This window comes from Kitasatospora sp. NPDC092948 (assembly GCF_044754805.1).
In the GTDB taxonomy this organism is placed as follows: domain Bacteria; phylum Actinomycetota; class Actinomycetes; order Streptomycetales; family Streptomycetaceae; genus Kitasatospora.
Genome location: NZ_JBIVPU010000016.1, coordinates 65,609 through 79,244 on the forward strand (window position 1 = coordinate 65,609; position 13,636 = coordinate 79,244).

14 protein-coding genes are annotated in these 13,636 nt (G+C 74.3%); 8 read left to right on the top strand and 6 right to left on the bottom strand.

Features of this window, described 5'->3' with window-relative positions; genetic code table 11:
• Positions 1-44 precede the first annotated feature (44 nt).
• Positions 45-623 (bottom strand): PTS-dependent dihydroxyacetone kinase phosphotransferase subunit DhaM, encoded by a 579-nt coding sequence (locus tag ACIQF6_RS31660; RefSeq protein WP_400901198.1) that lies wholly within the window; start codon positions 621-623, stop codon positions 45-47.
• A gap of 182 nt (positions 624-805) precedes the next feature.
• On the opposite strand from ACIQF6_RS31660, the gene ACIQF6_RS31665 reads away from it, so the two are divergent.
• The 4 genes from ACIQF6_RS31665 (at position 806) to ACIQF6_RS31680 (ending at position 3,684) form a co-directional block, all read left to right on the top strand.
• Positions 806-1,045: a DUF397 domain-containing protein gene (locus tag ACIQF6_RS31665; protein ID WP_400901200.1), complete on the top strand. Its 240-nt coding sequence runs from the start codon at positions 806-808 to the stop codon at positions 1,043-1,045.
• An 866-nt stretch (positions 1,046-1,911) separates the two neighbouring features.
• Positions 1,912-2,406, top strand: coding sequence for a hypothetical protein (locus ACIQF6_RS31670; protein WP_043908989.1), 495 nt, complete (start codon positions 1,912-1,914; stop codon positions 2,404-2,406).
• Positions 2,407-2,411: 5 nt separating this feature from the next.
• Positions 2,412-2,492, top strand: coding sequence for a putative leader peptide (locus ACIQF6_RS31675; protein ID WP_400901335.1), 81 nt, complete (start codon positions 2,412-2,414; stop codon positions 2,490-2,492).
• Positions 2,493-2,553: 61 nt separating this feature from the next.
• A complete protein-coding gene (locus ACIQF6_RS31680) occupies positions 2,554-3,684 on the top strand; it encodes an acyl-CoA dehydrogenase family protein (RefSeq protein WP_400901203.1) in 1,131 nt (376 codons plus the stop codon).
• 7 nt (positions 3,685-3,691) lie between these two features.
• Here ACIQF6_RS31680 and ACIQF6_RS31685 read toward each other — a convergent pair whose 3' ends face one another.
• A complete protein-coding gene (locus tag ACIQF6_RS31685; RefSeq protein ID WP_400901205.1) occupies positions 3,692-4,852 on the bottom strand; it encodes an aminoglycoside phosphotransferase family protein in 1,161 nt (386 codons plus the stop codon).
• 416 nt (positions 4,853-5,268) lie between these two features.
• Here ACIQF6_RS31685 and ACIQF6_RS31690 point away from each other — a divergent pair, with 416 nt between their 5' ends.
• The 3 genes from ACIQF6_RS31690 (at position 5,269) to ACIQF6_RS31700 (ending at position 9,263) form a co-directional block, all read left to right on the top strand.
• Positions 5,269-6,747 (top strand): hypothetical protein, encoded by a 1,479-nt coding sequence (locus tag ACIQF6_RS31690; RefSeq protein WP_400901207.1) that lies wholly within the window; start codon positions 5,269-5,271, stop codon positions 6,745-6,747.
• A 340-nt stretch (positions 6,748-7,087) separates the two neighbouring features.
• On the top strand, positions 7,088-8,515 hold the full coding sequence (locus ACIQF6_RS31695) for a HEAT repeat domain-containing protein (protein WP_400901209.1): 1,428 nt from the start codon (positions 7,088-7,090) through the stop codon (positions 8,513-8,515).
• Between the two features lie 10 nt (positions 8,516-8,525).
• Entirely contained in the window at positions 8,526-9,263 is a 738-nt protein-coding gene (locus ACIQF6_RS31700) for a DUF1775 domain-containing protein (protein WP_400901211.1), read from the top strand.
• 112 nt (positions 9,264-9,375) lie between these two features.
• Here ACIQF6_RS31700 and ACIQF6_RS31705 read toward each other — a convergent pair whose 3' ends face one another.
• Positions 9,376-10,572 carry an MFS transporter gene (locus tag ACIQF6_RS31705; RefSeq protein ID WP_400901213.1) on the bottom strand — a complete coding sequence of 399 codons (1,197 nt, stop codon included), beginning with the start codon at positions 10,570-10,572 and terminating at the stop codon, positions 9,376-9,378.
• Between the two features lie 80 nt (positions 10,573-10,652).
• Between ACIQF6_RS31705 and ACIQF6_RS31710 the strand changes: the two genes are divergently transcribed.
• Positions 10,653-11,642, top strand: coding sequence for an ArsR/SmtB family transcription factor (locus tag ACIQF6_RS31710; protein ID WP_400901215.1), 990 nt, complete (start codon positions 10,653-10,655; stop codon positions 11,640-11,642).
• On the opposite strand, the gene ACIQF6_RS31715 is transcribed toward ACIQF6_RS31710, so the two are convergent.
• The 3 genes from ACIQF6_RS31715 to ACIQF6_RS31725 form a co-directional block, all read right to left on the bottom strand.
• Entirely contained in the window at positions 11,628-11,924 is a 297-nt protein-coding gene (locus tag ACIQF6_RS31715; protein WP_400901217.1) for a hypothetical protein, read from the bottom strand. The two genes, ACIQF6_RS31710 and ACIQF6_RS31715, sit on opposite strands and share 15 nt — an antisense overlap.
• Before the next feature lie 109 nt (positions 11,925-12,033).
• Positions 12,034-12,486: a VOC family protein gene (locus tag ACIQF6_RS31720; RefSeq protein WP_400901219.1), complete on the bottom strand. Its 453-nt coding sequence runs from the start codon at positions 12,484-12,486 to the stop codon at positions 12,034-12,036.
• A gap of 172 nt (positions 12,487-12,658) precedes the next feature.
• Positions 12,659-13,501 carry an undecaprenyl-diphosphate phosphatase gene (locus ACIQF6_RS31725; protein WP_400901337.1) on the bottom strand — a complete coding sequence of 281 codons (843 nt, stop codon included), beginning with the start codon at positions 13,499-13,501 and terminating at the stop codon, positions 12,659-12,661.
• Positions 13,502-13,636: the final 135 nt, after the last annotated feature.

The following is a 13,636-nucleotide window of genomic DNA, read 5'->3' on the forward strand; positions in this document are numbered from 1 at the left end:
GTCCCATCGGCCACATCCCGTACGACGACCGGCGGACCACCCCCTCATCGCTTCGTCCGACGTCCGCTCTCCTCCGCCGCGTCCAGCACCGCCGCCAGGTCTCCGCCGGCCGTCGCGGTCGCCACCGCCGCCACCGCGCCCTCCACGAACGGGGCGTCCGCGAACCGCACCGGGAACGGCAGGCCGTGCTCGTCGGCGTCGGTCAGCAGTGCCAGCACCGTCTCCACCGCGCCGTCCAGGTCGCACAGCACCGCCACCCCGTGGCCCTGGTCGACCCGGCGGGCCGCCGTCGCCACCAGCACCGCGCTGGTGCCCAGGCCGTCCGCGATCGAGCCGCCGGTCGCCACCACCGGCGCCGGATCGTCCGACTCCGCCACCGCCAGGGCCAGCGCCCGCACCGCGTCCGCCACCTCGTGGCTGTGCGAGACCAGCACCACCCCCACCCGGCCGTGCCCGGTGGGCCGCGACGGACGGGGCACCGTCGGCGCCGGGGCGGTCAGGGTGCCGGTGGCGGTGCCCGCCGGCGGGGCGGACGGCGCGGTGGTGATCGGGATGACGTCGGCGCGGCTGCCGTCCCGCTGGTCCATCGGCTGCTCCCCGGTGCGTGGCTGACTGATCGTCACCCATCCCTACCTCGAACGGACCTCGGCGGCCCGCCTTTAGCACAGGTGTCGGCCGGACACGGCCGGATCGGACCATCTCCACCACCCGCGGGGCAGACCCGGCGCGATCCGCCGACCCCGCGGCCCGCGCTCGTTAGGCTGGCCGCGCGGCACACAGGGTGCAGTGGCGGAGGGAGCGCGCAATGGCGGCACAGGCGGCGGACCGGCGCAAGATCGAGCTGGATGTGAGCGGAGCCGAGTGGCAGTCCGCGGGCGACGACCCGGACGGCGTGCAGATCGCCTTCGTCGACGGCTACATCGCGATGCGCAACGGCGCGGAACCGGACGGGCCGGCGCTGATCTTCACCCCCGCCGAATGGCGGGCCTTCGTGCTCGGCGCACGGGACGGCGAGTTCGACCCGAACCGGCAGCCGGAGGCCTGAAACCGGCAGTCGGGAGGCCCGGAACCGGCAGTCGGAGCCCTGGAACCGGCACTTCAGGCCGAATCCCCACCCCTCGGTGTCGAATTCGGCCGCACGCAGGTGGGTTTCGGCCGTTTCGCAGGTGACCGGTACGCCCGGACTGCCCTGATCCGCACCTGGCGAAACCGCTCGGAAAGGTGACGAGCGGGCATACTCCCAGGTTACAAAAGAGTTCTGATGGGCCGAAACTTGTTGACTGTCCGACAAGCCTGCCAGAGAGTATGAGCAGGCAGACGCCGTGCCGACCGCCCCCACGCGGTCTGGCACGGCGCCCGCTTGTGCTGCCCGTCACCGGCGCCGATGACGGGCCCTCCCACCCTTGACCGCACAGAGTGCGGCTGCCGTCGCGACGGGAGCGAGCCCGATCGGGAAGAGCTACTCCCCGACAGGGCCTGAACCCGGACCCCGCACGCCCCCACGCGGCGGTGATCCGGGCAAGGTCCGCGAACGCGACGGCAAAAGGGCCCCGCGGACCTGGCTCGGTGTTCCATATGGCTTTTTGTGTGCTGCTCGACCGGCCGTCCACCGATCAGCGGCTGCCGCGTCGTCCGCAGGCTGCCGCAGTGGTGAAGACCATTGAATCAGCAAATGGTGCTTGTGAGTTCACACAATCAGAGTTCACACGACCGCGTACGCAGTGAGGGAACGCGCGCACGGCGCGCTGCGACAAGCCGCGCCCAATGGATCTCGCCCGGGGCGGCCGTCGTGCTGAACCGAACGTAGCCCGGACGGTTGCTCAGAGTCAACATTGGTCCCTGAGCGTAGATCCCGGCCTGATCGCGGACCCACTCACCGGCCCCGGCCCACCGGGCACGTACGATGGGCCCATGTCATTTCTCCGCCGTCGCTCCGGACAGCCCGCCGGCCCGGACTTCGACGTCCTGGCAATGGATCCGGGCGACTGGCCCGGCCTGTTCGGCGCCATGATCATGGCCGCCCCGGACGGCTCCTGCCAAGGCATTTTCCTGCGCTACGACCTGCTCGGCGGTCGCGGCCCGGCCATGCTGATCGGCAACGTCCCGCAGGGCTCGCCCGCCCGCGACAGCGAGGACGGCGTGCCGTTCGAGGTCCGCCAGCTGCTCGCCGCCCTGGAGAACGACGAGCCGGTGGAATTCGTCTCCGCCGAGGACTTTCCGGTCATGCTCGGCGACGACCTGCTGATCGTCCGGAAGGTCAAGGTCAGCGAAGGACGCCTGTACTGCTCCCAGTTCGGGCGCAGCGACGACGTCCAGGTCACCATCGCCTCCTGGGACCGACCGATTTCGGACGACCTCTACCAACTCCTGAAGCCGCTTCCGGCGGAGATGTTCCAGCAGGACTAGCGGTCATGCCCCGGCCACTGCTGCTCACCCGCCGCCTGCACGTGGACCTCCGGCGCACCTCCGGCGCGGCCTGTCCGGCGTCCTGACCCACCTCGAGTCCAGGACCGCCCGACCGACCACGCCCGCCCCGCCCGGAGGACCGCCGCCATGCCCCGCACCCCCGCGCACACCCCTGCCGCCGCCGCACCCGTCGTCGAGCGGGACCTCAAACCGGCCACCGCCCTCGACCGGCTGCCCCGGGTGGTCGACCTGCTCGCCGCCCGCGCCGCCGAACACGACCGCGACGGCACCTTCCCGTACCAGGGCGTCGAAGCCGTCCACGAAGCCGGACTGCTCACCCTGACGATCGGTCAGCGCTACGGCGGCCCCGGCGCCGGACTCGCCGACACCGTCCAGGTGCTCGCCCGACTCGGCCGCGGCGACGCCTCCGTCGCCCTGCTCACCGCCAACACCCTGCTGCACCACGCCGAACAGGCCCGCACCGCGCCCTGGCCCGCCGCGCTCTACCGGCGGCTGCTCACCGAATCCCGCCGCGGCCCCGCCCTGGTCGGCACCCTGCGGGCCCGACCCGGCCGGCCGCCCGCCGTCACCGCGCACTGGCACGGCGACGCCTGGCAGCTCACCGGTCGCGCCGCGCACTGCCCCGGCGCCGAAGCACTCGCCTGGCTCGCCGTCGAGGCCCGCACCGAGGAACAGCTGCCCCGCACCGGCTGGTTCCTGGTCCGCGCCGACAGCCCCGGACTTGAGATAGACCCCGCCGCCGACCAGCTCGGCCTGCGCGCCGCCGCCGGCCACGACGTCCTGCTGGACGGCGCCCGGGTCGGCACCGACGCCGCCCTGCTGCCCCGCACCCCGGCCCCGGCGGCCCACCCGCTCACCGCCGCCTGGCGTCAACTCGCCGTCACCGCCGTCCTGCTGGGCACCGCCAGGGCCGCCCTCGACTGGTCCGCCGAACGCCTGCGCGGCAGCACCGCACACCGCCGCCCGGTCGGCGAACTCGACGCCCGGCTCACCGGCGCCGAGGAACTCGTGCACGGCCTCGCCGCCCGCACCGACGCCGACCCGGCCGCCGCCGAACGCGCCCCCACCGTCCAGCTGCTGGCGGCCCGCACCGCCGCCGACACCGTCCAGCAGGCCCTCACCCTCGCGGGCAGCGCCGGCCTCGACCGCCGCCACCCGCTGGAGCGCCACCTGCGCGACACCCTCAGCCTGCGCACCCAGCTGCCTGCCGAGGACGCCGTCCTGGACGCCCTCGGCCAAGCCCTGCTCGGAAACTGACCCGCAGTCAGCGAGTGCCGACCGCCGCGCGGACCGCGCGGCGAGCCAACGACGCATCGTCGTACAGCCGACGGATCATGATCCGCTGCTCCTCGCCCGCCCCCGGCAGGTCGTGGATGCGCAGCTCCCGCATCAGCACCAGCGTCAGGTTGACCAGGAACGCGTCCCGGGCCAGCGTGCCGCCGGACTGGGCGAGTTGGCTGATCTGGCGGCGCGCCGCGGTGTCGCCGGAGAGCACGCTCCAGAGCACCGCCAGGTCGTAGCCGGGCAGGTACCAGCCCGCCTGCTCCCAGTCGAGCAGCACCGGGCCGGACGGCGCCAGCAGCACGTTGCCGAGCAGCGCGTCGCCGTGGCAGAGCTGCCGCGGCATCGTCGACAGGCCGTGCAGCAGGGTGCGCAGGTCGCCCGCGTCCCGGTCGGTCAGCAGGCCCAGCGAGTGGAACCGGGCGATCTCGGTCTGGTAGTCGAGCGGCTGGTCGAACACGTCCGTCGGCGGGCGCCACAGGTTCAGCGTGCGCACCGCGCCGAGCACCGCCCGCACCTCGCCGGGGGTCGGCGCGTTCGCCGGGTGCCGCTCACGGGCCGCCGGCCGGCCCGGCACCCGCTCCAGCACCAGCACGCAGCGGTCGTGGTCGGCCGCCACCAGGCGCGGCATCCGCACCGGCGGACGGTGCCGCACGAACGCCCGGTACACCGCCACCTCGTGGTGGAACCGGTCCACCAGCTGCGCCGCCTGCGGACCGCGCAGCGCCGCCGGCGCCAGGCACTTGGCCACCACCGGGGCCCGGCCGATGGTGCCCGCGATCAGGATGTGCCGGCTGCCCTCCCGCAGCACCTGCCGGGGGAGGAACGCGGGACATATCCGCGCGACATTGGCGAGCACCGCACGCACCGCCGGGGTCTGCAGCGCGGCCGGATCCACCCGGTCCACGAACGCCTCCGCGCCCCGCCCCGGCATCGGACGGCCGAACCGGCCCGCCTGCTCCGGCATCGGACGGGTCACCAGGGTGGTGCGCCCACGGGGGTCGCGCAGCTCCACGGCGCGCTGCGCGGGGCGGCCCGCGCCGGCGGTCGGGGGGCGCAGACCGGGGCGTGGAGGGCGCGCGGCCACGCCGTCCACCCCGATCGGGGCGGGCGGGCGAGTACCGGTGCTGGCTGTGGAGTACATGGGCGGGTGAGGGTCCTTCCTAGACCGGCGGCAAAGCTTCACGGGGCCCGGGCAGGCTGGGATCGGGCCGCCGGGTGGGGCGCGGGCACCGGGCGCGGAGCCGGCCCGCCGAACCGTCCGCACCCTGGGGAAATGCGTCCGATCCGACCGTCCGTGCCCTGCCCCGGGCCACCGCGCCACCCGGTCGCGCCACCCCCTGAACCACTCGCTGCGGAACGATTCCTGACGGGCCGTCGGGTCGACATCCGGGCCGGTCGGGAGCCGTTCCGACGCGAAGTCGGGGTGGCGCATACCTACCTGACACCCGATCGGCACTGGCACACCACATAGCGCACCCTGGCGAACCCTGGCGAATGGTCGCTTGGCATGTGACAGAACGACTAGGGTCGAGTCAGCCGAGGAACCTGGGGGCTCAGTTGAGCAGGGGGCCGAACAGCAGATTGGCCGACCATTTCGCGCTGACCGGCTGGTCCAAGGGCGAACTGGCAAGGCTGGTCAACCGGCGGGGTGCCGCACTGGGCGAGCAGCAGCTGTCCACCGACACCTCCCGGGTCCGGCGCTGGATCGAGCAGGGGGAGATCCCCCGCGACCCGGTGCCGACGGTGCTGGCGGCCGTGTTCAGCGAGCGGCTCGGCCGTGTCGTCACCACCGAGGACTTAGGTCTCGAACGGCACCGACCCGCCAGGTCCGACAGCACGGCAGTACCGCCGCCGGAGCCCGGGGCGCCGGACCGGACGGCCGCGGTCCTCGCCGAGTTCACGGGAATGGACCTCATGCTGAACAGACGCGGACTGGTCGGCGCCTCCGCAGCCCTCGCGGCGGGCGCGGTGATCACCGACAACCTGCACGACTGGCTCACCGGCGGGGCGCCCGCCGAAACCGCCGCCCGACCCGGCCCCGGCCGCCTCCCGGCCCGGGGCGCCCCCGCCCTGCTGACCGACGAACCCGGCCCGGTCGGCCAGGACGAGGTCGCCGCCCTCGAACGCTCGGTCGAGGTGTTCCGGGCCTGGGACGCCTCCCGCGGCGGCGGCCTCCAGCGCAAGGCCGTGGTCGGCCAACTCAACGAGGTCGGCGGACTGCTCGCGCACAGCCACCCCGCCGCCCTGGAACGCCGACTCTGGACGGTCGCCGCCAACCTCGCCGTGCTGGCCGGCTGGATGTCCCACGACGTCGGTCTCGAACCCACCGCCCAGCGCTACTTCACGCTCGCCGCGCAGGCCGCCCGGGAGGCCGGCGACCGCCCCCGGGCCGCCGAGGCCGTCTCCCGCGCCGCCCGGCAGATGCTTCACCTCGGCCGCGCCGACGAGGCCCTCGAACTCATGCAGCTGGCCCGGTCCGGCACCCGCCCCGCCGACGGCGCACTTCCCCGCACGCGCGCCATGCTGTGCACCGTCGAAGCCTGGGCGCAGGCCTCGCTCGGCCGCTCCGACGCCACCCGCCGGGCGCTCGGCGAGGCCGAACACCTCTTCGTCCAGGACACCGACCGGCCCACCCCCGCCTGGATGCAACTGTTCGACGAGGCCGAACTGCACGGAATGCAGGCCCTGGTCCACCGCACCCTCGCCGAACACGACGCCCGCGCCGCCCCGTTGGCCGCCCACCACGCCCACCAGGCCATCCGGCTCCGGCAGCGGAGCGGCCGGGAACGCTCCGCCCTGCTCGACCGGATCACCCTCGCCTCGGTGCACTGGATCGCCGACGAACCGGACGCGGCCGTGGCGCAGACCGACCTGGTCCTCGCCTCGATCGACCAGACCTCCTCCAAGCGCACCTGGGACCGGCTGCGCGCCACCGACCGGCTCTCCGCCCGCCACCGGGGCCGGCCCGCCGTCGCCGAGCTGCGCGAACGCATCCGCGCCGCACTGCCCGCCCCCCGCGCGCCCCGGCCGATCTGAGCGGCAAGCGGCCGGTCGGCAGGCGGGCAGGCAGGCAGGCGGGCGTGGCGCGCGGACAGCGGCGCACGGTCGGACCGCCGCCGGCCAGGGGCAGCAGCCCAGCAGGCCCGGGGCAGCAGCCCCGCCGGCGGGCGCGCGACCGTCCGGAACCGGTCGATCCGGTACGGACGGACCGGTTCCACGCGCCCGCACCTGCGGGAATCCGTTGCCCTGTGTGCGGATCGGCCACCCAGGCGGTAACCTTCGGTGTTTCCGGCGCCCGGGCGCCTGAGCTGTGCCAACCGACCCCGGCGACGGAAATCCCGTTGCCACGACGACCGCCGCAACGGATGCTGACCTCATGTTCGAGCCAGTGATAGCGCCCAGCGCCAGCCTCCTCGGCCTCCTTCAGCGAGGCCGCGGAGACGGGCAGCTGCATGCGTTGGCCGCAGACCGCGACGAGGCGATCGCCGCCGTCGAGAGCTGCGTGACCAACGACCCCCGCGCCGACTGGCAGGTCGAGAACCGCTCCTTGTACTACGCGCGGCTCTACATGGAGTTGGAGGCCCCCCTCACCGGCCTCGAACTCCACCTCACCTCCCCCGAGGACGCCACCGACACCGACGAGGCCCGCACCGGCCTCGCCCTGGCCGTACTCGGCCACCTCGCCGGCTACGGCCGCCGCGACGCCCTCGACCTGCTGCGCGCCTACACCACCACCGGGGCCAACTGGGCCTGGGCCCTCGACGAGCTCGCCCTGCGCGACACCGACGAGGCCCTGCTCGCCCTCGCCCCGGCCGTCCTCGGCCGGTTCCCGGCCGACCCGGAGGGCGACGCCGAACTGCGCGAAGCCATCCGCGCCGCGTACGAGCCGAGGGTGTGGCGCCTGTGGGCCGTCCACCACCCGCGGGTCGCCGCCGCGAGCGAGCAGTCGCCGTTCGACCTGTGGCAGCGACAGCTCAACCGCCAAGGCGTCACGCCCGGTTGGTCCACCGCCGACGTGCTCGCCTGGGCCGACCAGGGCGAGGGCCGCGAGCCCGGCGCCCTCGGCCGGCGCGCCGCCGCGGCCGCCCGCTGCCTGACCGCCGTGGTCCGCCCCGAGGACGCGCCGCTGCTGCACCGGGCCGCCGAGCGCGGCCCGGCCGGCGCCCGCTGTGCCGCCCTGCGGTACCTCGTCGAACAGCGCGACCCGGCCGCCGCCGAGCACATCGAGGGCGCCGCCGCCGACCTGGACCACCGGATCGTCGCCACGGCCCTGGAGCTGCTCGGCCGGATGCGAGGTCCCGAGGCGCTCGCGCACGCCCGCCGCTGGGCCGACCCGGCCACCGGCAGTGCCGACAGCGCCCTCGGCCAGGCCGCCGTCCGCCTCCTCGCCGACGCCGGCGAAACCTGCGACGCCCCGCTGGTGGTCGCCGCACTCCATCAATGGATCTCACTGAACGGTGTCGACGGCACCGGCCTCGGCAGCCTCGTCGACGGCATCGGCAGACTGCGCGCACACGCCGCGGTCCCGGCCCTGCGGCACGTCTACGGCGAAGCGGCCTCCTCCGAGCTGCGCGGCCGGGCCGCCCAGGCGCTGGCCGTCACCGACCCGTACTTCGGGGAGGGCCCCGCGGTCGAGTGCCTGTGGGACTGCGAGGAATCCACCCGGGAGCTCGCCGCCACCCACGTCACCACCACCGGCGACGCCCGCGTCCTCGAACGCCTGCGCCGGCTGGCCGCCGACCCCGCCGAGGAAGCCGAAGTCCATGCGGCCGTTCGCGGCCGTCTGACGGCCCGCGACCGGTAGAGTCGCGTCCATGCAGCGACCGCGAGCGTCTCGCCACGTCCTGACCGCCCTCCTCAGCCTGGGGCTGGTCCTCGGAGCGGCCGGCACCGCCGCCGCGCACGTCGAGGTCAACTCCTCGACGGCGCAGGCGCTCGCCGTCGATGCCACTGTCACCTTCTCCGCCGAGGGCGAGTCCTCCACGGCGGGCATCACCGATGTCAAGGTCACGCTGCCCGCCGGGCTCGCCCCCGCCGACATCACCCCGGACAAGACCCCCGACGGCTGGGCCTTCACCCCCACCGCCGACGGCTGGACGATCGCCGGCCCGGCCCTCGCGCCCGGCGCGCCCGCCGAGTACAGCGTGAAGGTCCGTCAACTCCCGTCCACCTCCTCGGTGGTCTTCAAGACCCTGGTCGACTACTCCGACGGCCACACCGACCGGTGGATCGAACTCCCGCAGGGCGACGCCAAGCCCGAACACCCCGCGCCCGCCCTCGCCCTGCGCCCGGCCGCGGCCGGAGCCACCGCCCTTCCCGCCGCCGCGGCGCCCTCGACCCCGGCCCCCGCCGCCACGGCGTCGGTCTCCGCCAGCGTGACGGCCTCGCCGCCGCCGTCGGCCGCCGCCACCGACACGACCGCGAAGTCCGACGACGGCGAGAGCACCACCACGATCGTCCTCGGCGCCCTCGTCGCCGTCGCCGTGCTCGGCACCGTGATCGCCCTGCTGGTGCGCCGCCGCTCCGGCCGCTCGGGGCGGTCCGGCCGCTAGGCGCCGAGGCGCTGTTGTCGCAGGCGGCTGCCGGGGCACCGCAGGCGACCGTCCTCGGCGTGCTGTCTCCGTCGCGGCCCGCCGGCCGGGTGCGTGCTTCGGTGGCGATCCGTCAGGCGGTGGCCGGTGTGCCGTGGGGGAGGGCGCGGACGGACGGGGCGAGCAGGGGGAGCAGGGCGAGGGCGGCCTGGGTGAGGGTGACGGCGGTGCCGACGGTGTGCGGGCCGTAGTGGGCGGCGAGCGGGCCGCAGGCCAACTGGCCCAGGGGGATGGCGAGGTACGAGAAGACCTCGGCGTGCGCGGAGACCCGGGACAGCACGTCGGACGGCAGGTGTTCCTGCAGCGAGGTGTCCCAGGCGGTGCCGGCGAGGCCGCTGCCCAGGCCGGCGGTGAGGGCGGCGGCGAGCAGCCACGGGGCGGGCGCGTGCAGGCCGAGCGCGAGCAGCGGCAACGGCAGTGTCAGGTTGGCGAGTTGGCCGGCGGCCAGCAGGCGGGGGAGTGCGAGCCGGTAGAGGACGGCGCCCGCCAGCAGCAGGCCGGCGCCCCGGGCGCCGAGCAGGGCGCCCCAGAGGGCCGGGCCGGAGAGCTGCGGGCCGAGGATCTGCCAGGGGCCGGTGAGCAGCAGGTTGGTCGCGCAGTACGACCAGGTGGTCCACCAGATCCAGCGGGTGTGCCGGAACACCGCCCACCCCTGGCGCAACTCGGGCAGCAGGGCGGCCCGTTGGCTGCGGATCCGGCCGGCGGGCAGGCGGGCCAGGCAGAGCGCGGCCGGCAGGTAGCTGAGTGCGTCGCCGGCCACCGCCCAGCCGGGGCCCGCGCTCGCCACCAGCAGTCCGGCCAGCGCCGGGCCGAACACCTTGCTGCCGTTCGCGGCCATGCCCAACAGTGCGTTCGCGGGGCGCAGTTGTTCGCGCGGGACGAGTTCGGGCAGGACGCCGACCAGCGCGGGCGAGGTGAACGCGGTGAGCACGCCGTTGAGGAACTCCAGGGCGGCGATCGGGCCGAGCGCGTAGTGGCCGGTCAGCAGCAGGGCCGCGACCGTGCCCTGGGTGAGGCCGGCCCCGAGGTGGGTGGTGAGCAGGACGGTGCGGCGCGGCAGGCGGTCGGCGATCGCGCCGCCCAGTAGCAGGAACGCCAGCATGGGGAGGGTCCGCAGGGCGAGCACGACGCCCAGGTCGGCGGCCCGGCCGGAGCCGTCGAGCACCGCGAAGGCCAGTGCCACGGGTGCCATCGCGCTGCCGAGCAGGGAGATCGCGCGGCCGGTGAAGAACCAGCGGAAACCGGAGAGGTGAAGGAGTGGTGGAAGCACCCGCAGAGTGTGCGAGGGCGCACCGCCGGGGTTCTATCGTTTCGCCGTTCACCGAAACCTGGGGGAGGGCACGTACTGCCATGGTGTTGCTGCGGTTGGATTCGTTGGCGCTGTCGCGCTCCAGGTTCGCCCTGTCGCCGTTCGCCGAGACGCTCGCCACGATCGTCCAACTCGCCCGTCCCGCCGCCGATTCGTGGCATCCGCAGTGGCACGCCCGGCATCGGGTGGAGTTCCTTGCGCGGCTCCGGGCGGATCCGTACGCGCGGGGGCTGGTCGGGCTGATCTCGGCCACCAAGTATCTGCCGGACCATCTGGTGCTGCCGCCGGGCGGCGGGATGGAGACCACCCTGGAGTCCGAACTCGCCGCGGTGGCGCGGGTGTCGGACGAGACGGTGCGGGAGGGGCTGCGGGTGTCGCTGGCGCACAGCTGGGACGACCGGCAGCAGCTCGACTGGTGCACCGGCCGCGACCACGCGGCGCGGGCCGCCGAACTGTTCCGGGCGGTGTGGGACACCCACGTGGCCGCCGACTGGCCGGCCCGGCGGGCCGTTCTGCAACGCGACGTCACCCACCGGGCCGGGCTGCTGGCCGCGCACGGCTGGCCGCGGGCCCTGCACCTGATGAGCCGCCGTACCGCGTGGGTCGGTGTGGACGCCATTCGGTTCAGCGACCGGCCGGGCCCGGACCGGGTGGTCGGGGCGGACGGCATGCTGTTCGTCCCGGTCAGCGCGCGTCGCAGCTCCTGGCTCTGCCACGGCCCCGGCCTGCCGCACGCCCTGGTCTACCCGGCCCGGGCCACCGGCGTCCCCGGCCCCGCACCCGGCGGCGACCGCGCCCTGGCCCGACTGGTCGGCGCCGGCCGTGCGGTGATCCTCCGCCACCTCGACGTCCCCGCCACCACCAGCGAACTCGCCGCCCTGATGAACCAGTCCGTCGGCACCGTCGGCGGCCACCTCGCCGTCCTGCGCGACTCCGGCCTCGTCGACCGCACCCGCCTGGGCCGCCGCGTCCTCTACCACCGCACCCCGCTGGGCGACCACCTCACCGACGGCCCGTCACCCGAGATGTGACTGATCGTCAAATTCGGCTCTCTCCCGGCGGGCGAGGTGGGCGACCAGCAGGTGTTCCTTGCGGAGCAGCCGTTCTCGCTCCTCGGCGGGCAGCTCGGCGAGCGCGTCCGTCAGTGCCCGCTCGCGCGGGACGACGCCCAGGAAGGTGCTGTACGTCCGGCAGGCGGCGCACCAGCTGATGCCGACGCAGCGTTCGTAGCCGGACGACTCGGGCGGGTGGAGCCGGTACAGGTACCGACGGATCGGGCCGTCGCAGTCGGTGCAGGTGCCTGTGCCGCCCACGCTCTGGACTTTGAGCCAGTAGGGGCGGCGGGCTTTCGGTGCTCTTCACGTCGTCATGGCGGGCATCTTCGCGCACGTTCCGGATGCCCGCCACCGATTTGATCGTGCGTCAGGCGACGCAGAACTCGTTGCCCTCGGGGTCGAGCATGATCCACCAGTGGCCGATCGGGCCCTGGTCGTGCTCCTTGACGCGGGTGGCGCCGAGAGACTCCAGGCGGGCGACGGTGGCGTCGAGCCGGCCGTCGGAGTGGATGTCCAGGTGCAGGCGGTTCTTGCCGGCCCTGGGCTCGGGGACGTCCTGGAACAGGATGCGGCGGCCCTTGCCGATGCCGGACGCCGGGTCGTACGGGTCGTCGGGGTGGCGGACGGCCGCGTAGCCGCGGAACTCCTTGCGGCCGTCCGGGCGTTCGAGCACGGCGGCGGCCGGGAGGCGGCCGTCGGCGAGCAGCGAGTCGATCAGCGCGGTGGGGTCCTCGACCTCGTACTCGAGGGCGGCGGCCCAGAACTCGGCGATGGCGGAGGCGTTGGCGCTGTCCACGACCAGTTTCCAAGCGAGTGTCATGGCACCGGATCTAATCGCACACCAGATCGAATAACAAAGTGTGCTGGTGGGGCGGCGTGTCGCGGCGGGCCCCGAACGCCGGCCGGAGCGAACGAAAAGGGGCGGGCCGCCCGGGGTTCCGGGGCCCGCCCCTGTCGGAGGGGTGAGGGGGCGTCAGTGCACCGAGCCGGCGTCAGTGCACCGAGCCCGCGTCCGGGGCGAGGACGCCCGCGGTGACCAGGCCGATGATGGTGAGGCCGAGGAGGACGCGGTAGATCACGAACGGCATGAAGCTGTTGTGGGAGATGTACTTCAGGAACCAGGCGATGGCCGCGTAGCCGACGGCGAAGGCGATCAGGGTGGCCACGACGGTCGGGCCCCAGGCGGGAGCCGGGCCCTCGCCGATCTTCAGGAGTTCGAGGCAGCCGGACGCCAGGACGGCGGGGATGGCGAGCAGGAACGAGTAGCGGGCGGCGGCCTCGCGGCTGTAGCCGAGGAAGAGGCCCGCGCTGATGGTGCCGCCGGAGCGGGAGACGCCCGGGATCAGCGCCAGGGACTGGGCCGCGCCGTAGATCAGGGCGTGCGGGAAGGTCAGCGAGCTGATCGGGCGGGCGTTGCGGACGGCGCGCGAGCGGTCGGCGACGGCGAGGATCAGGCCGAACACGATCAGCGTGGTGCCGATCAGACGGAGGTCGCGCAGGGTGGTCTCGATGGTGTCCTGGAACAGCTTGCCGATGATGCCGATCGGCAGCGTGCCGACGATCACGTACCAGCCGAGCTTCGCGTTCTGGTCGCGCCGCCACTCGGACTTGAACAGCGACAGCGTCCACGCCTTGATGATCGCGCCGATGTCGCGGCGGAAGTAGATCAGCACCGCGGTCTCGGTGCCCAGCTGCGTCACCGCCGTGAACGCCGCACCCGGGTCGTCCCAGCCGGCGAGGGCGGAGAACACCCGCAGGTGCGCACTGGAGGAGACCGGCAGGAACTCGGTCAGGCCCTGCACCAGGCCGAGTACGGCCCCATGGAACCAGTCGATCACCGGACAACCCCCGCGGATATCGCTCGGTGGTTCAGCATGGCGTCAGTCCTGTTCGCTCGTGGGGTGGTCCGGCAGCGGCTCGGGGGCTCGGTCCGGCGTGGCCGCATGATAGGGGCTTCAGATGTCGCGGAG